Origin of the sequence: Asaia astilbis JCM 15831 (assembly GCF_000613845.1) — a bacterium.
Lineage (GTDB): Bacteria > Pseudomonadota > Alphaproteobacteria > Acetobacterales > Acetobacteraceae > Asaia > Asaia astilbis.
Map to the genome: position 1 here is coordinate 69,595 of NZ_BAJT01000009.1, position 17,802 is coordinate 87,396.

Annotated in this window: 13 protein-coding genes, 1 other RNA gene and 3 pseudogenes; 4 read left to right on the plus strand and 13 right to left on the minus strand. The window is 59.3% G+C overall.

Annotation, left to right across the window (positions count from 1 at the left end; translation table 11 throughout):
* Position 1 precedes the first annotated feature (1 nt).
* The 11 genes and pseudogenes from murG to rnpB form a co-directional block, all read right to left on the minus strand.
* Complete coding sequence (gene murG / locus JCM15831_RS08095) at positions 2–1,117, minus strand: undecaprenyldiphospho-muramoylpentapeptide beta-N-acetylglucosaminyltransferase (protein WP_025823905.1); 1,116 nt, start codon at positions 1,115–1,117, stop codon at positions 2–4.
* Complete coding sequence (locus tag JCM15831_RS08100) at positions 1,114–2,307, minus strand: FtsW/RodA/SpoVE family cell cycle protein (protein ID WP_025823906.1); 1,194 nt, start codon at positions 2,305–2,307, stop codon at positions 1,114–1,116. Before JCM15831_RS08100 ends, murG begins: the two co-directional genes overlap by 4 nt.
* Before the next feature lie 29 nt (positions 2,308–2,336).
* Positions 2,337–3,688, minus strand: a pseudogene (gene murD, locus JCM15831_RS17600) (UDP-N-acetylmuramoyl-L-alanine--D-glutamate ligase).
* A 1-nt stretch (position 3,689) separates the two neighbouring features.
* Positions 3,690–4,781 carry a phospho-N-acetylmuramoyl-pentapeptide-transferase gene (mraY, locus tag JCM15831_RS08110; RefSeq protein ID WP_025823907.1) on the minus strand — a complete coding sequence of 364 codons (1,092 nt, stop codon included), beginning with the start codon at positions 4,779–4,781 and terminating at the stop codon, positions 3,690–3,692.
* A pseudogene (locus JCM15831_RS17605) lies at positions 4,781–6,141 on the minus strand (UDP-N-acetylmuramoyl-tripeptide--D-alanyl-D-alanine ligase). Before JCM15831_RS17605 ends, mraY begins: the two are co-directional and overlap by 1 nt.
* A complete protein-coding gene (locus tag JCM15831_RS08120; RefSeq protein WP_025823908.1) occupies positions 6,138–7,631 on the minus strand; it encodes a UDP-N-acetylmuramoyl-L-alanyl-D-glutamate--2,6-diaminopimelate ligase in 1,494 nt (497 codons plus the stop codon). The pseudogene JCM15831_RS17605 and the gene JCM15831_RS08120 overlap by 4 nt, the downstream one beginning before the upstream one ends.
* A gap of 3 nt (positions 7,632–7,634) precedes the next feature.
* Positions 7,635–9,605, minus strand: a complete 1,971-nt coding sequence (locus JCM15831_RS08125) for a peptidoglycan D,D-transpeptidase FtsI family protein (protein WP_084490618.1) — start codon at positions 9,603–9,605, stop codon at positions 7,635–7,637.
* A gap of 120 nt (positions 9,606–9,725) precedes the next feature.
* Positions 9,726–10,646 carry a cell division protein FtsL gene (gene ftsL, locus JCM15831_RS08130; RefSeq protein ID WP_025823910.1) on the minus strand — a complete coding sequence of 307 codons (921 nt, stop codon included), beginning with the start codon at positions 10,644–10,646 and terminating at the stop codon, positions 9,726–9,728.
* Positions 10,643–11,646 (minus strand): annotated as a pseudogene (gene rsmH / locus JCM15831_RS17610) (16S rRNA (cytosine(1402)-N(4))-methyltransferase RsmH). Before rsmH ends, ftsL begins: the two are co-directional and overlap by 4 nt.
* On the minus strand, positions 11,643–12,116 hold the full coding sequence (mraZ, locus tag JCM15831_RS08140) for a division/cell wall cluster transcriptional repressor MraZ (RefSeq protein ID WP_025823911.1): 474 nt from the start codon (positions 12,114–12,116) through the stop codon (positions 11,643–11,645). Before mraZ ends, rsmH begins: the two are co-directional and overlap by 4 nt.
* Before the next feature lie 497 nt (positions 12,117–12,613).
* Positions 12,614–13,011: RNase P RNA component class A (gene rnpB / locus JCM15831_RS20195), an RNA gene on the minus strand.
* 323 nt (positions 13,012–13,334) lie between these two features.
* Here rnpB and JCM15831_RS08145 point away from each other — a divergent pair.
* The gene (locus tag JCM15831_RS08145; protein WP_025823912.1) at positions 13,335–14,300 is read left to right on the plus strand and encodes an alpha/beta hydrolase; all 966 of its coding nucleotides are present in this window, start codon (positions 13,335–13,337) and stop codon (positions 14,298–14,300) included.
* Positions 14,301–14,343: 43 nt separating this feature from the next.
* On the opposite strand, the gene JCM15831_RS20990 is transcribed toward JCM15831_RS08145, so the two are convergent.
* Positions 14,344–14,817, minus strand: coding sequence for a hypothetical protein (locus JCM15831_RS20990; protein WP_084490619.1), 474 nt, complete (start codon positions 14,815–14,817; stop codon positions 14,344–14,346).
* A gap of 9 nt (positions 14,818–14,826) precedes the next feature.
* Positions 14,827–16,296: a glucose-6-phosphate dehydrogenase gene (gene zwf, locus JCM15831_RS08160; protein ID WP_025823915.1), complete on the minus strand. Its 1,470-nt coding sequence runs from the start codon at positions 16,294–16,296 to the stop codon at positions 14,827–14,829.
* A 243-nt stretch (positions 16,297–16,539) separates the two neighbouring features.
* Between zwf and JCM15831_RS08165 the strand changes: the two genes are divergently transcribed.
* The 3 genes from JCM15831_RS08165 to JCM15831_RS08175 all read left to right on the plus strand — a co-directional run bounded on the left by JCM15831_RS08165 (position 16,540) and on the right by JCM15831_RS08175 (position 17,802).
* Positions 16,540–16,839 carry a DUF2312 domain-containing protein gene (locus JCM15831_RS08165; RefSeq protein ID WP_051528405.1) on the plus strand — a complete coding sequence of 100 codons (300 nt, stop codon included), beginning with the start codon at positions 16,540–16,542 and terminating at the stop codon, positions 16,837–16,839.
* A gap of 146 nt (positions 16,840–16,985) precedes the next feature.
* Positions 16,986–17,405 carry an RNA polymerase sigma factor gene (locus JCM15831_RS08170; RefSeq protein ID WP_025823917.1) on the plus strand — a complete coding sequence of 140 codons (420 nt, stop codon included), beginning with the start codon at positions 16,986–16,988 and terminating at the stop codon, positions 17,403–17,405.
* Positions 17,406–17,481: 76 nt separating this feature from the next.
* Positions 17,482–17,802 carry a FecR/PupR family sigma factor regulator gene (locus JCM15831_RS08175; protein ID WP_035774087.1) on the plus strand — a complete coding sequence of 107 codons (321 nt, stop codon included), beginning with the start codon at positions 17,482–17,484 and terminating at the stop codon, positions 17,800–17,802.

Consider the following 17,802-nt stretch of genomic DNA (forward strand, 5'->3'; position numbering starts at 1 on the left):
GTCAGGAAGTCGAGGAGCGGTAATCCGAAATACGGGCCTCGACAAGGTCAGCCAGGAGGCGAGCGCTGCGAGGGCGGGCAAAAGCGCGTGCCGCCTTTGCCGCTGCGGCCAGACGCTCGGGATCATTGAGCAAGGTTCCCAGAAAGGCCGAGAGGCTCTCGGGCGTCAGCGTGTTCTGTCTGAACATCCAGGCGCCTCCCTCATCGACCAGCTGGCTCGCATTGGCCCCTTGCTCGTCAGACGCGGCGATCGGGAGGGGAACAAGAACAGAGGGGCGGCCCGAAATCGTCAGCTCTGCAACAGATGAGCCTCCGGCTCGCCCGATCACGAGATGCGCCTTCTTCAACTGGTCCGCGATATTGGTGAAAAACGGTGCCAGCTCACACCGGATGCCGGCTTTCTCATAGGCGGCGCGAACATCGGCCAGGTCTTTTTCGTGTACCTGCTGCGTTACATGCAGTCTGGCGCGAAAGCCCGCAGGCAGAAGCGCAAGCGCTTCCGGGACGATTGTCGAAAAAACCCTCGCGCCCAGAGAGCCGCCCCAGACGAGCAGATGAATCGCATCACCCGGTGGGGTGTAAGATTCGTCAAACAGCGCCTCGATTTCCGGACGGACAGGCATGCCGGTGAGCGCGGTGCGGAGCCCTAGCGGCAGGCGCGCGACTGTTGGATAGGATGTCGCGATTGTCGTTGCAAAACGCGCCAGAAGCGCATTGGCCTGACCCAGAACAGCGTTACCTTCATGCAGGATCACAAGCGGACGTTTTGAGCCGGAAGTGAAGCGACTGCCGAGGATGGGAGGGACCGAAGGGTAGCCCCCAAAGCCGATAATGGCGATGGGGTTGATCTGCTTGTGAAGGCTGCGTGCCGCCCAGGCCCCGCGCAGGAGAGCCGTGACGCCGCGAAGCTTCGCAGAAAGACCTTTGCCAGCCACTCCGGCGCCATCGAGCACATATTGCGGCCTGTCTTTGAAGAGCCCTGACAGACGTTTGCCAGCACGCTGATCGGTCATCAGAACGAGGTCATGACCCCGCGACGCGAGTTCGGTTGCCAGAGCCTCAGCCGGGAAGAAATGGCCGCCGGTTCCCCCTGCGGCAATGACGATTGGACGTGTCATGAAGTCGGTCCTTCCCGAAGCGAGGTCCAGTGGCCCTGGCTGGCATAAGTCGAGCTGATCGGGCTCGCAGAAACCTGATGACGCGTCAAAGCCAGCACCATGCCCAGTGTCAGGGCAATGGAAATAGCAGAGGACCCGCCATAGGAAATCAGCGGCAGCGTCATGCCCTTGGTCGGGATCAGATGCAAGGTCGATCCCATATTGATGAAAGCCTGCAATCCAAAGCCTGCCACGAGCCCCGCTGCCGCTGTGATCACAAAGGGATCGCTCTCGCGCATGAGCTTGAGCAGCGTACGCAAGACGATCACCGCAAAGACGAGAATGATGAAGAGACAGATCAGAAGCCCATATTCTTCTCCAGCGACGGCGAAGACGAAATCGGCATGGGCATCAGGCAGCAGATCCTTGACGCGTCCTTCTCCGGGGCCACGTCCCATCAATCCGCCATTACCGAAGGCGCGCAAGGCGGTATCGATCTGGTAGTGATCGCCGACATCCGGGTGCAAAAATCGCTCGACGCGGGAGCGCACATGCGGAAACGCAACATAGGCGCCCGCAAAAGCGGCGATCATCGCGCCCACTCCTGCACCGACGAAAATGATCGGCAGACCATTCACGAAGAGCTGGATGAAAAACACCATCGTGATGACGGACAACATCCCGATATCGGGCTGCGATTTGAGCAAAAGCAGGATCAATCCAAAACAGCCGAAAGCGATCAGCATGCCAGGAAAGCGGATCGAGCCGAGAATGACCCGTCGTCGCCGCTCGGCGAGAAGCCACCCTGTCACGACGGCAAAAAATGGCTTCAGGAATTCGGAAGGCTGGACCGACATCATGGGCAGGGCGATCCAGCGGCGAGCGCCTTTGATCTCGATGCCATGGACCAGCGTCATGAAGGTGGCACCCAGAGCGAGCACCCCACCGATCAGAGCGAGGGATCTGATCGCAGGCCTCGAAAGAGACGAGACAGCAAGGACGACGGCACCCGCCAAAAGCAGAAAGATGACCTGCTTGAGGATGAACATCTCACGCGACGCACCGATACGCACTGCAACGGCCGGGCTGGCGGCCAGCATTAGAATATAACCGAAGGCAATCAGGATCCCGACACAGCTGAGCGTAACGCGATCGATATTGCGCCACCATCGTCCGATTTTGGACGTATCGACACGTGAAAGCCCTGCCATTATTTCTTAAACCCTTCTGGCCCCTCGGATCAGGGCGCCTCTGTCTCGTGTAGATGAGTCAGAATATCGACAAAATGCGCGCCTCGCGCCTCAAAACTCGCGAATTGATCAAAACTTGCGCAGGCAGGAGACAATAAAACAACAGGGGTGTGAAGCGCTTTGGCTGCATGAAGAGCGGCTTTCGTCGCGGCATCGAGCGTGCCCGAAATTTCCACCGCGACGTTATGGTCGCTCAGGGTTTTTTCCAAAAGCGAGGCATCGCGCCCGATGAGGTACGCCTTGGCAATACGCGGGAAAAGCGGAGCGAGTGTGTCGATCCCGCCCGATTTTGCCGTACCCCCGGCAATCCAGATGACCTTGTCATAGCAGAGAAGCGCTTTTTCGGCGGCCTCTGCATTGGTGGCCTTGCTGTCGTTGATGAAGCGGATGCCGTCGATGACCCCAGCAAGCGCTTGTCGATGCGGCAGCCCGGGATAGTTTTCAGGCCGTCGGCAATGGCGCTTTCATCGAGCCCAAGATGTCGCGCCATGCTGCTGGCAGCCAGAGAATTTTGCAGATTATGCGCGCCGGGCAGCGTGGTGGACGAATGCAAGGCGCTGGCAATTGCGGCGACAGAGGTGCGATCATCAATGGAAAGCGGTGCCACCGAGAGACCATGCTCAATGCAGGTCAGGGCGATCTTCTGGCAATAGCTGTCGTCAATACTGATCACGGCCTGATCGTCCGCCGTCATGTTGTCGAACACATGGCGTTTGGCTGTGGCGTAACCGGCCATATCGCCGTGACGGTCGAGATGATCCGGTGTCAGGTTCAGCAGGCAGGCTGTGTCGGCGTGAAAGGAATGCAGACGTTCCAGCATGTAGGATGACATTTCGATCACATACACACCGTCATCGGGCAGAAGAGGCAGAGCCAGAGAGGCCGTGCCGAGATTGCCACCGGCAGCAACAGGCCGCCCGGCTTTTTCAAGCATGTGGGCCAGAAGCGCGGTTGTTGTCGATTTGCCATTCGTGCCGGTGATCGCGGCAAAACGCGCTTTTGAGCCGGTCCGGCGCACGGCCTGATAGAGAATTTCCGCATCCGAGAGGATCGGAACCCCGGCGTCTCTTGCGATTTCCGCGACAGGATGGGGGGTCGGCAGAAGATGGGGAATGCCGGGTGAGAGAATAAGCGCGTCGAAGCCAGAGAGCGTTTCGATAGGGGCCGCTGTCAATCGTGGCTGCGTGGGATCGGCAATCGGTGGGTTGCGATCGTCCCAGACCTGCACGTCTGCGCCCATGACGAGCAAGGTTTGGACGACGGCGCTGCCGTTGCGGCCCAGTCCGGCGACGGCAAAGCGGGAGCCGGCGAACAGATCGGCGGGGAAGCTGCGATCTGTCATGTCAACGGAGCTTCAATGTGGCGAGACCTGCCAGACCGAGCAGGATCGAGACGATCCAGAAACGGATGACGATCTTGGGCTCCTGCCACCCTTTTTTCTCAAAGTGATGATGCAGTGGCGCCATCAGAAAGACCCGGCGCTTCGTGCGTTTGTACCAGAACACCTGGATGACGACGGAGAGTGTCTCGACGACAAACAGACCGCCCACGATGCACAGTACCAGCTCATGCTTGACCGCAACGGCCACAGCACCAAGCGCGCCCCCTAATGAGAGCGATCCTGTATCTCCCATGAAGACATCGGCGGGTGTCGCATTGAACCAGAGAAAGCCAAGCCCCGCGCCGATCAGGGCCGCACAGAACACAGCAAGCTCTCCTGTTCCGGGGACCTGATGCAATTGCAGATAATCGGCAAAAACCCGGTTGCCGACGAGATAGGCGATCAGAGCGAAAACGAGCGCAGCAATGACCACGGGCACAATTGCCAGACCGTCGAGCCCGTCCGTGAAATTCACCGCATTGCCGAAACCGGTCATGGTGATCATGGCAAAGAGGGGAAAAGCAAAGCCGAGCGGCAACAGGAAATCCTTGACGAAGGGAAAGGCCACCATGTTGCGCAGCTCAGGCGGCATCAGGCTTTCCATCCAGTATCCTGCGATCAGGGAGGCGGCGAACTCACTTCCCAGTCGGGCACGTTTCGAAACCCCGGCTGTATTGCGCTTTGAAAGCTTGAGATAATCATCGGCAAAGCCGACGGCGCCAAAGGCTGCTGTTACGAACATGACGGCCCAGACGAGGCCGTTGGTCAGATCCGCCCAAAGCAAGGTCGAGGCGAAAAGGGCAATCAGGATCAGCATCCCCCCCATGGTGGGCGTGCCTGCCTTTTCCAGAATATGCCGTTCGGGGCCGAGCGTGCGTATCGGCTGACCTTCCCGCTGGATGCGCTTGAGCTGCGCGATGAAGGGGCGCCCGAAAACCAGCGAGATCACAAAGGCCGTCAGACATGCGCCGCCCGAGCGGAATGTCAGATAATGGAAGAGATTGAAAAAGCCGCCATGGGTCGTGTCATGAATGGCGATCAGATTATACAGCATCAGGCTTGCTCGCCCCCTGCCAGAAGAGGGGTAACGATGTCGCGCATGCGACTGCCAAGACTGCCTTTTACGAGAACCACGTCACCGGCTTTCAGATTGGATTGGACGATGGGGGCGAGAGATGCCGCGTCTGCTTGCCAGACGCCACGCTTTTCTTCTGCAAGCGCGTCAAAAACATGGCGCATCTCGGGACAACAGCAAAAAACCAGATCGGCATGGGTCATGAGATCGGGGACGAGCGAAAGATGCTCGCGTTCGGCAAAGTCACCGAGCTCCCTGATGTCGCCCAGCACGGCAATCCGACGTTTACCGGGAACGAGAGAGAGGGTCTCCAAGGCCGCCCGGATCGAGAGAACAGACGCGTTATAGCTCTCATCCAGCAGAGACGCCGTGCCGCCCAGTATCGGCTGGATCTGGCCGCGACCCGCACCGGGACGCCAGCGGGTCAGTGCCTCGATCGCAGCGTCGAGTGGTAAATCCAGCGCGTCTAAGGCTGCCAGAGCAAGTGCGGCGTTGCGTGCAAGATGGGCACCAGGTGCGGTGAGCGTGACGTTGCGCTCATCGAAGCTGAAAGACGAGCCTTCAGGGTCTGTGATCAGCTTGGCAAGGGCATGATCGGCTCTTGCGGTCAGGCCCACTCGACTGAGACGGGCGCCGGATCTTGCGGCAGCTTTTTCGAAGATCGCTTCCATGCCGGTATCGTCGGGCACGACAGCCACACCTCCGGCAGGAAGAGCTGCGATCAACTCGGCTTTTTCCTCGGCGATCGCTCGATACTGCCCATATAACCGAGATGGGAGCTGCCGATCGTGGTGATGACAGCCACGTCAGGGCGCACCATTGCAGCAAGGGGCGCGATTTCGCCGGGGTGATTCATGCCGATTTCTGCGACGCAAAAAGCAGTGTTGCGTGGCATCCGGGCGAGGGTGAGCGGCACGCCCCAATGATTGTTGTAGGAAGCGATTGCGGCGTGAGTCGGGCCTAGAGCCGAGAGCGCGCAGTGAAGCATGTTCTTGGTTGTCGTCTTGCCCACCGACCCCGTTACACCGACCATCTTCCCGGTGAAACGCGTCCGTGCCGCATGACCCAGAGCCTGTAGACCTGCCATCGTGTCAGCGACATGCAGCAAACGCGGGTCATTGCCGCCGCTGTCATCATGCACCATCACGCAGGCAGCGCCTTTTTCAAGCGCTGTGGCGATATGGGCGTGGCCGTCACTGTTCTCCCCCAAGAGGGCGATGAAGAGATCGCCCTCCTCAAGGCTGCGCGTATCGATCGAAATGCCGGTTGCGACGATATCGGCCTCGAGGCGTCCGTGAGTGGCTTTTCTGAGTTCGAAGCTGGTCCAGAGACCCGTCATTCTGAAATTCCTGCCAGATCGCGGATGACCGCGCGATCGTCGAATGGGGTGGTAATGCCTGCGACCGTCTGGCCGCTTTCATGACCCTTGCCTGCCACGACCACAACGTCACCTGCACGTGCTTCAGAAAGCGCCGCGGCAATGGCGGCGCGCCTGTCACCGATTTCGAGCGCGTTGGGGCAGGCAGCCCGAATGGCCGCGCGGATTGTTGCCGGATCTTCGTTGCGGGGGTTGTCATCCGTAACGATGGCCAGATCTGCCAGATCGGCTGCAATCTGACCCATGAGAGGCCGTTTGCCGCGATCACGGTCCCCCCCTGCACCGAAGACCACGATCAGCCGGTTTTGCGCATGGGGCCGCAGGCTGTGGAGCAGATGCTCAAGGGCGTCGGGGGTATGAGCGTAATCGACATAGACGCCGGCGCCGTGATCGAGCGTCACGGCCAGTTCGGCGCGCCCGCGGACCCCGCCAAGTTGAGGAACAAGATCGAGCACAGCGCGCGCCTGCGCGTCATCTTCCCAAGCCAGAGCCGCAGCGAGCAGGACATTATCGACCTGAAAACGCCCTGTCAGAGCAAGTTCGTATTCTGGCAGGGTTTCGCCGAAAAGCGACAGGGAGACCAGCTGACCGTGAGGAAGAGGCCTTACCTTCAAAAGCCTGATCGTTTCGCCCTTTTCTCCGACGCTACGGGCACGCAGATGACGTGCCTGGGTCAGATCGCGCAATGCCGAGGCGGTCTGCGGGTCCATATCGGCGTTGAAGCCAGCAATCGCCCCTCGAGGGAGAAGATCCGAGAACAGGCGCAATTTGGCAACGCGATAGGCGTTCACCGTGCCGTGATAATCGAGATGATCGCGTGTCAGGTTGCTGAAGCCGCCTGCGCTCAGGGACACGCCATCGAGCCGGTGTTGGTCGAGACCATGGGACGAGGCTTCGAGTGCCACATGATCCACCCCCGCGGCTTTCAGGCTGGCAAGGGTCTGCGCCAGCGAGACGGCATCTGGCGTTGTCAGCGGGGGAGGCGCCTCGACAGGGATGTCGCTGATAAGTCCAAGCGTGCCGATGCTGGCGGAAGGGGTGCCGAGCATCGACCAGAGCTGACGGAGGAAATCGGCGGTGCTGCTCTTGCCGTTCGTTCCGGTAATGGCTGCAACATGCCTCGGCTGAGGCCCGGCCAGAATATGGGCGATAAGAGCCAGAGTGTGGCGTGGCGCGGCGCTTGTCACGCAGGGGACCGGGCTGTTGCGCACGATCGCGGCGTCGTCAGACACGAGAAGTGATGTCGCCCCCCTGTAGAGGGCCTGGGGAATGAACCGTGCGCCGTTCAGACTGGCCCCTGGAAGCGCGGCGAAGATCATGCCCGGTGTCACGGAGCGGCTGTCTGCCGTGATACCCACGATATCCGGATCGACCTGGTGGGAGCTGTTCGAGCTGATACGGCACGACGCGTCCAGATCATTGACGCGTTGCAGGATCTCGGAAAGTCGCATGAGTTAACCCCGTTCAGGAGTGTGGCGCGTGGTGCGCTGGGAGGCCTTGGCAGCGAGTCTTGCTGCTTTTTCCGAAGCCTTGGCTGCGTCTCTCTCGGATTTTTCTTTTTGTGCGGCGATGCGCGGATCGCCAGGGTCGTTGCCCGGTCCCAATGCGCGACGACCTGTCGGGATTGAGGGTTCGAGCGGTATCGCCATGTCTGCGTCGATCTGGGCTGCATTCTGCGTATCAGGGAACATACCGAGCATGGGCCCGATACGCGCGATCAGCTTGCCTGTGGTTGGCGCAGCATTCCAGCCCGAAGTGACAAAGCCGTGCGTTTTTGGGGTCGGGTGAGGAGAGTCGAGCATGACGTAAACCGCATAGCGCGGCGCATTCATGGGAATGATCGACGTGAAGGCCGAAATGTTCACGTGTTTCAGGTAGCGCCCATTGGGGCCGACTTTTTCAGCCGTGCCTGTTTTTCCGCCGACAAAATAGCCCGGTACTTCAGCACTGCGGGCGGTCCCTTGTGTGACGTCGAGGCGGAGCATCTTGCGGATGAGATCCGAATTCTCTTTCGACACAACCCGAGGTCCCTGAGGCTCGGGTAAGGGGCTGGCAGCGTCGCTCCCGTCATCTGAAGCGGTTTTGTCAGAGGCGGGGACGGCGGATGCTGTCTTCGAGGCAGGATCTCCCAAGGGGGGAAGATTGCCAGTATCCGGTCTGCTGCCGTCGCCCTGATCCCGCGCGACGAGAGTTGGCTTGATCAGGATGCCGCCATTCACTGTGGCTGCTGTGCCGCGCACGATGGCAAGCGGCGGTTCGGCCACGCCGTGACCGAAGCCAACGGTCATGACTGTGGATATCCCCCAGTTCTTCAGGGACGGGACGATGGGGCGACCGGCCTCGGGAAGCTCGACGGGCACACGATTGAAAAAACCCATCGTGCGCAGCCAGTCCTGCTGCCGCTTGGCGCCGACATCGAGGGCGATATGAGCGGCGGCCGGATTGGACGATTTGGCGAGAACGTCGGGCAAGGCGAGCCAGGGAGCAAAATGATCGCTCTTGATGTCTGAAATCGTGAAGCGGCCGATATGGATCGGAATGGTCGAAAAACGGTCCCAGATATGGGCGACGCCATATTCGATCGCCATGGCAGCGGTCTGTAGTTTGAAGGTCGATCCCGGTTCGTACATACCTGTAACAGCGCGGTTGAACCGGGAATCAGCAGGCGCACGGCCGAAATCATTCGCGTCGTAATCGGGGAGACTCACCATGGAGATGATTTCTCCCGTATTGACGTCCATCACGATGGCTGCAGCGCCGATGGCCTGGAATTCATCCATGGCTGCCTGAACGACTTCACGGGCGACGGCCTGAACGCGCACATCAAGAGACAGGCGAAGAGGCGTGCGGTCCTTGTTGAGGCGCTCGTTGAAGAAGCGCTCGACGCCTGCCACACCGTGATCGTCGATATCGACGCCTCCGAGAATTTGTGCGGCGGTCCGTCCCAGCGGATAGTGCCGACGCTCGCTGGCTTCGAAATAGATCCCCGGAATGCCAAGATTATTGATCGCAATTTCCTGCACCGGCGAAATATCGCGCGCGATATAGACGAATTGCTTCTTCAGTGAGAGACGACGCGTCGTCTCAGCCTCGTCGAGCTGGGGGAGAACCGATTTGAGTTTTTGTGCGGCGTCAGCTGGGTCGATCAGCTCCATAGGGTTCGCGTAAACCTGCGCAACAGGAAGCGAGAGCGCGAGGGTCTGCCCATTGCGATCAATGATGCTGGCGCGATGTACATCGGGAAGGGAGAAATCGCCCGAGATCTGGCCCTTGGGATCGCTTTTGGGAATTTCAGGAACCTGAGAGGCGATCTGACGCTTTTCGGGAGCCATAGGCTGAAAGACGGTCGCAAGGCTCAGCTTGCCCGCGACCAGACCGAAAAGAATCAAAAAACCGAGGCCGACACCGATGAGCCTCGTATGCATCTGGTCTAGGGAAGCTTTGACCCGTTTGGGGCTTTTGCCCTCAGGCGCATGCCACTGGTAGGACCCGACCTTTTGAAAGGAGGTGTTCTGCCTGCCATGCTCAGACGCTTTCATATCCACTCAATTGGCGAGAGGCATGGGGGGCGGTAGCGCGTCGCCATAGCCTGCGAGAGACGAGGAAGATCCTGAGTCACTCTGCACATGATGCGGCTTGGGAGACTGCATGGCAATATCGGTGTGAGGGCGTGCTGTATGGGGGGCGCCTGAAGCGTGAGCATTACGCCAAGCCGTGGCGGCCGTTGCTTGCGGGCGATCGCCCCGAAAACTTGCCAGACGAACGCCAGCCTCCTGCCCGTTGCTGCCTTGCGCGGGCGTGTTGCGCGTCGTTGCATGAACGACGGCCCCGAAGCGGCGCGGGTGATGAGCTGGCTGGCCAAGCTCGTCGGAGACCATGTGAGCATGGCTGGTCTGCTGCGCCAGCTCGATAGTCGGGCGTGGTGCGGGAGGCGCGACGCGCGTGGGGCGCGGTGCAATGCGTACCGGTTCAGGAGCCGGAGCTGAAACGGGTGCCAAGGCAGGGCGTCGAGGCGTGGTTTCCGCGCTCGCGATGAGAGTTTTGGTCTCGTCGCGTGCTGCAGGAGCCGCCGAAGGAAGCGTTTTCTTTTCCGGAGCCTTGTAGCTTTCCGCCACAGGCGCGTTCGAGACCGCGATGCTCAGGCTCTCGCGTGGATCATGATAGGCCGGTTTGGTGGAAGGAGCAGGAAGGCTCGCGACCATGCTGGCAAGCCGCACGTACTGATTGGGTGCCATGGGATGAAGCTGCGCGAGAAACCGCGTTGACAACGTGCTCAATCGATCCGGCTGGTTCAGCAGTGCCCACTGCGTGCGAAGCATGGCTGTCTGCTGACGCACGCGCTCCGTCTTTTGCACGATCGATGTGATCTGCTGATCTAGCACAGTGGTTTCATGCTTCTTCGTGTAGAGAAACATGCCCGAACCACCGGCAAGAAGTGCGCAGACGATCGTGAAAGGCCGGATCATGAATAAATTCCTCGAACAGAGGCTAAAGGTGCGGAACGGAGCAGACTGCGCAGCTTGGCACTGCGCGACCGTGGATTGCGGCTGATCTCTTCGTCTGACGCGAGGATCGGGCGCGTGTGGGGCAGAGCATAATCGGGGGTTGCGAAACGCTCGGTCATGGGTTCGTGTCGCGAAGGACGGCTGACACGCCCGGCTGCCTGAGCGAGGGCACGTTTGACCAGACGGTCTTCGAGCGAATGGAAGGTGACCACAACGAGACGTCCGCCCTCAGCCAGAAGAGCGGGAGCCTCGTCGAGCGCCTTCTGAAGCTCGCCGAGCTCATCGTTTACGGCGATGCGCAGCGCCTGAAAGGTGCGTGTGGCGGGATGAATACCCGATTTATCGGGGCGCACGACGCTTCGAACGATGTCAGCGAGGCGTGCTGTTGTCGTGATCGTCTCTTCTTCGCGTGCACGCACAATGGCAGCAGCGATGCGACGAGACATGCGATCTTCGCCATAGTGATAAATGATGTCGGCGAGTTCATTGGCTTCGGCCTCGTTTACGAGATCGGCAGCGGACCGTCCGGCTTGTGACATCCGCATGTCCAGAGGACCATCATGGCGGAAAGAGAAGCCGCGCTCTGCCTCGTCGATCTGATAGGACGAAACGCCGATATCGAGAACGATACCGTCGAAGGGCGCTTCGTCGGCGAGCAGATCGCCCATGGAACCGAACGTGCCAGGCACTGCAATCAGCTTGCGCGTGGAGTCTGCCAAGCGTCGAGTTCAGCGGCAAGAGCTTCGGCGCGTGCGATCGCAGCCGGATCACGATCGATACCCCAGACGGTGCAGGGAGCTTGCGCAAGAATCCCACGCGTGTAGCCACCACCGCCAAACGTTCCATCGACGTAACGACCACCCTCTTTCAGGGTGAGCGCGGTGATTACTTCAGGCAGCATCACCGGGACGTGTCCTGAGTCGTGGCCAGCCAGAAAATCCAACGAAGCGGTTGCGGTCATTGTACGACCTCGCTCGCTGCAGGGGTGGGGCGTGCGGTCATGCGTCTGGCTCGTGAGCGTGCTTCTTCACGGCGCTTTGCAGCAGCCTCAGGCTCCCATATCTGGAAGACGCGACCCAGCCCCATAAAAGAGATCTCGTCGACAAGATTTGCGTGACGCTTCAGAACATCTGGCAGGATAATACGCCCTTCTTTATCCGCGTCGATTGGATAAGCGTCAGCATAGAGACTAGCAGCCAAGTCGTCATGGTCATCAGAAAAAATATCGAGCGCCTCAACAGGCCCCGCGAGTGAAGCAAAAGCAGCACTGGGCCATGCTTCGATACAGGGATGAAGATGAGACGGACGCAGAATAACAAGGCTCTCGTCTGGCTTGACCTGTGCGCGGAGGGCAGCACGAAACGAAGCCGGAATGGACACGCGGCCCTTGGCGTCAAAACGGTTCTGATGCGTGCCAAGAAACACACTCACGCCGTTCGATGCCTCCTCTTCGCCCAGAAGTAATGACCAGTGATATTTGCGCCCGTCGCGGAACAAAGCTGCCCGCTTTCTGCCTAACAGCACCGCTTGGGATGAGTTTGGGATATCATGGGATTTCGTGGGACGTCAAACAATTCGCAGCGATTTTTGGCGGAATACCTTGGCTTTTTCCGAAGTGCGTAAATAATTAGTTCTCTAAATGTTCTCATTTCGGAATCGGCTAGCAGCATTGCGATAGTTATGCGCTGCGTTTCTGTTATGTTCTTATTGCTGGAGGAGAAGTAGTAATTGCGGCGTGATTGTGGCCGATTTTGCTAATGTGAAGACCTATTTCGATCTTCAAATAAAGAGAATGACTCTTTTTGAGGGCCTTGAGTGTTAAGGGAGAAGTGTTTTATTAATAAGTTGCATAGAGTGAAAAATATTTTGAGCGATTCCTGAGCGACAGGAATCGGGCGAATGGTTAACAAATAACCGTAAATTAAATAATTGTCAGACGGTCTGTAAGCCGGGTTCTGTCCGCCTAAGCGGGGCGATCATTCCTCTGGGACCGGTTTTGCAACCGGCCTCACGCAACCAACCCGAATGACAAGGCGGGAGAGCCTCTGATCCCACCTCGCGAGAGGCAGATCCGCCATTCCTATTCGGTTTTGCTCCCGATGGGGTTTGCCCTGCCTCCCGCGTTACCGAAGGAGCGGTGCGCTCTTACCGCACCGTTTCACCCTTACCTGCAGCCCGAGAGCCGGGCAGGCGGTTTGTTTTCTGTGGCACTTTCCCTAGGGTCACCCCCGCCGGCCGTTAGCCGGCATCGTTCTCCCGTGGAGCCCGGACTTTCCTCCATCACGCCAGTTCACACTGACGCAGCAGCGATCGCCCGACCGTCTGACGGGCGCAACCTGACCGATGCGCGATGCGGGGTCAAGCGGCATGTAGGGGCTCGTCAGGGCTTCTCAGCAGAGATTTTTACGCTCGGCCTCTACAGAACATCACTTTAAAGTGATGTCTCCTAAACCTCATGCAGAGGGCTCTCATTGCGGATGTTCGGCTGTCGCGGCGTCATGTGAGTGGCATGACTCGGCTGCTGCCCGCTTGGCTGCCTGTTTGTAGGGCATGGCCTACGAATCCAGAGACGCTTTATCGCTCTGATCTTCTCCGACAGATTCATGTTTCCGCTGGATGCAGCGGACAGATGGGTCGTAACCTCTCGCTATGACCGAGTTGCCTGTTTCGCGCCCTGGATGGCTCTATCGTCTCTTTTTGCTCTGGCTCGGGAAGGCCTCTCAAGGCCGAGACGCACTACCTTTGCCAGAAACAGTCTCCCCGGAATCGCTCGCCGCGCTGCGTCGCATGACGGGGATGCCGAGCTTTCCCCAGCGTCTCTCCGCATGGCAGATTAGGTCCTGGCGCGAAATCATGCTGCCTTGTGGCGCGTTTTCGCGTCCTGCCCGGATTTATCGTCCCAGAGGCCGGGTGACGGGCCTCGTGCTCTTTTTGCATGGAGGCGGGTTCGTGCATTGCGATCTGGTGTCGCATCACGGAATTTGCTGCCGTCTTGCGCGCCATTCAGGTGCCATGGTGCTTTCGCTCGATTATCGCCTTGCGCCCGAGGCGCCGTTTCCCGCCGCGGTGGAGGATGGCTGGGCGGCACTGCTTTGGCTGCACGCTCAGGCAGAGGCAATGGATCTTGATGTCGCTGTCTGTGGCGATAGCGCTGGCGGTAATCTGGCCGCCGTTCTCGCTCTGCGTGCCAGAGATCACGGGCTGCGACGACTGGTCGGGCAGTTGCTGTACTATCCGACAGTCACCGGGCTCTGGTCGCCACGGAGCCGTGAGCTTTACGCTGAAGGCTATATGCTGACCGCGCGTCTGCTCGACTGGTACGGCAGACAATATATACGTCATGACCGGGAAATGCTCGACCCGGACTTTGCGCCGGTCTTTGCGCGAGATCTTGAGGGCGTTGCGTCAGCCATGATCGTAACGGCAGGCTTCGACCCCCTGCGTGGGGAGGGGGAGCTTTATGCAACTCTCCTGCGCAGAGCCGGAACGAAGGTGACGTTGACCTGCTTCCCTCGCGCCATTCATGGTTTTTTGAACTTCTACGCAGCCCTGGTCGATGGCAGGCGCGCCCTGCGTCAGGGAGGGCTCTTCCTGCGAAAGATTTTTTCGGGCTGAGGCGTCGTCTCAAGAAAAAAGCCGGGTCTGAGCCCGGCTTCGATCAGTGTTGCGCCATCGCGTGGAAGCGACCGGGCGTGCCCTGGTCGGTGGCCAAAAGGCGATCGGCCCTGTTGACCTTGATCGTGAAGAGCCGGTCGAACGTGCCAGCCTTGCCGGGGCATCCGTCATTGCTTCGCTGCATGAAATCGATGCGCGTCGCTTCTGGCGGGTCATTGCCGTTGAGGATCGGGACGAGGCACTTGGCTGGCACATCGGTCATACCGTTATGCGTGACCATGACCCGTAAATGTTCGACAAGCTTGGTGTTGTCGAACCAGGCAAGGCGATCAAACTGGATCTTGTCAGCCGCTTGATCGAGCCAGCCCATTTTCATGACGACAACAGCGAGAAGCGAGACTGGCACCAGCACAACGAGGCGACGCAAGAGATGCTGCTTAAGCGTGCGCGGCTTGCGTCGCTTCGAACCCGGCCTTGACGAGCCGGGTTCGGAGGGAGTTTTGGGTTCGAAAGCCAAGGGAGTGCCTTACTCTACGTCTTCGTGCCAGACCTGCCCGTCACGGGCGAGCATCTGACGGGCCTCTTCCGGGCCCCAGCTGCCGGCAGCATAATGCGACATCGGAACCTCGTTCTTGGCCCAGGCTTCCATGACCGGAGCAACCCATTTCCATGCCGCCTCGACTTCGTCGCGACGGATGAAGAGCACGGGATAACCGCGCACGGCGTCGAGCAGAAGGCGCTCATAGGCATCAGGATAGCGTACCGAGAAGGCGCGTTCGAAATGAACGTCCAGATTGGCTTCCCACAGGCCGAAATCGTCATCGGTCGGGTTCTTGACGTTGAACTGATAGGAGACGCCTTCATCCGGCTGGATGCGGATGACGAGCACATTCTTCTCAGGCTGTGACGGGAACAGCTTGGTGGCAGACGGCTTGAACGTCACCACGATCTCGCTGACCTTGGCCTTCAGGCGTTTGGCCGAGCGGATAAAGAACGGCACGTTCTTCCAGCGAGGGGTGTCGATTTCAGCACGCAGCGCGACGTAGGTCTCGGTGTTGCTCTCATGACCCAGCTCGTCGAGATAGCCATCCACCGTGGCGCCCTTGCTATGGCCCTTGGTGTACTGAGCGCGCACCGTGCTGGTCCGCAGGGTCTCGGCGGTAAGGGGCACCAGCGATTTCAGCACGGAGACCTTCGCATCGCGAACGTCATCGGCCTGAAGCGATGCAGGCTTTTCCATGGCGACGAGGCACAGCACCTGAAGCAGGTGATTTTGCACCATGTCGCGCAGCGCACCGGAATTGTCGTAATAGGCGGCCCGGCCTTCGACACCGACCAGTTCACCCGCTGTGATCTGAACGGACTCGATATGCTCTGCCGACCAAGCTGCTTCGAAAAGCGGGTTGGCGAAACGGAGCGCGATCACGTTCTGGACGGTTTCCTTGCCCAGATAATGATCGATGCGGAAGACGTTCTTTTCCTTGAAATACTGACCGACGCCTTCGTTGATCTCTTCGGCTGTCTTCAGATCAATACCGATCGGCTTTTCCAGCACCACGCGGCTCTCATCGGTGACGAGGCCTTCGTTATGCAGGTTCTTCGAGATGGCGCCGTAGAGATCGGGAGCCGTGGCGTAATAGAAGACGCGCACATGCTCTTCGGCCTTGTGGCTGAGCACTTCGCGCAACCCTTCCCAGTTGCTGTCCGGCTTGGAGCCGTCGAGGCTCACATAATGGACCATCTTCAGGAAGCGTTCGACGGTATCCTCGTCGAAATCATCGGCCTTCACGAAACGCTTCAGCGCGTCGCGGGCCCGGCTCTGATACTCGCTGCGCGCGAGCGGTGAGCGCGCCGTGCCGATGATCTGCGCCGTGTCGGGCACCTGTCCCATCGTCAGACGATAATAGAGGGCGGGCAGCAATTTGCGCATCGTCAAATCGCCAGTGGCGCCGAAAATGACGTAATCGAAAGGGGCGACCTGGTGGCAATTGGTCATCGGCCTGGCTCTCCGGTTCTCGATGGGGGCAGTGCGGTGTTATGACATGCACCCCCTGATGGGGTAAAGGTGGCAAAGAGAACGCGGTCCAAGCCAGAACGTTCGGGCGCAATTTGCGTTGACCCGCCCCGGCGTCGCGCGATAAATCGCCGTTCTTCGCAAGTGTCTGCCCGGATACTTTCGGCTCTTTCGGTCCCTCAGGGGCTGCGTGTAACCCCCGTTTTCGAGGTCACCATGTCTGACATGCCTTTTGATATTGACGAAGCCGCCGCCAGCCGTGCGCGTCAGGCTGCTGATCCTGAATCGAATGTCGGGGGGATTGCTGTCGATCGTCTGCGGAGCGTGATCGAGCGTGTCGAGCGTCTGGAAGAAGAGCGTAAGGCACTCGCCGGCGACATCAAGGACATTTTCAGCGAGGCGAAATCGGCCGGGTTCGACGTGGCGACAATCAAGAACATCATCAAGCTGCGCAAGAAAGAGCCCAACGAGATTGAAGAGCAGGAGAGCCTGCTCGACATCTACCGTCGCGCACTGGGTATGTAATAGATCATCCTGCTCCTGACCGGATTCACGGATCGGGATCAGGTTCCATGAAGATTTGGAGACACGGCGCTGCCTGCGCTGACAATTCGATCCGCCATTGTTATGAACCGGCATCTTCCCGGTGACACATTTCTGGCAGGAAAAAAATGTCAGTCGCAGAATGGTGCTTTGGACAGTCCGTCTGGATGTCTCTGCATGAGCGTATCCGGCGACAGAATCGCAGGCCGGATACGGACGATCTTCTTCAGACAGCACTTCTCCATCTGTTCGAACGAGGTCTGGACGGGATCGATCATCCCGAAGCTTATGTCTTGCGCACGGCACGCAACCTCGCGATCGACCGCGCACGGCGTGAAAAGCGCGTGCGGTTTTCCTCCCTCGATGCAGACGATTGTGTCGAACCCGTCTGTGCGACGCCCGGCCCCGAGCGCGTGTTGCTGGGGCGCGAGCAGCTTGAGCGCGTGCGTCGTGCCTTCGCTCTGCTCGACCCCCGAACAGCACGCATTTTTCTCATGCACCGGCTCGATGGGCTCACGTACAGCCTTATCGCCCGACGCTCGAACTGAGCGTCAGCACCATCGAGAAATCCATTGCGCGCGCATTGGCATCTCTGGCGCTCGCTCTGATCGGTGACAAGCTGTCATGACGCCGGAATTGGTGGAAAAAGCGGCATTCTGGCAGGCGAGACTACTTTCGGATCAGTGCTCCGACAGGGATCGGGCCCAGTTCACGACCTGGCTGGGCGAAAGTGACGCCCATCATCAGGCATATGGCTTGTCACACAGATCTGGGCGTCGAACAGCTTTTCCCGACCTCAGCGCGGTCGTGCGCTTTCCCGCCGCCACGCTGTTGCTGGAGCCGCCTTCCTTGGTCTGGGTGCTTTCTTCGCGCCAGCGAGCGCTGATGCGCGCATTATCCGTACCGGGCGGCACGAACGTCGCAGGATCGATTTTGGTGATCTGA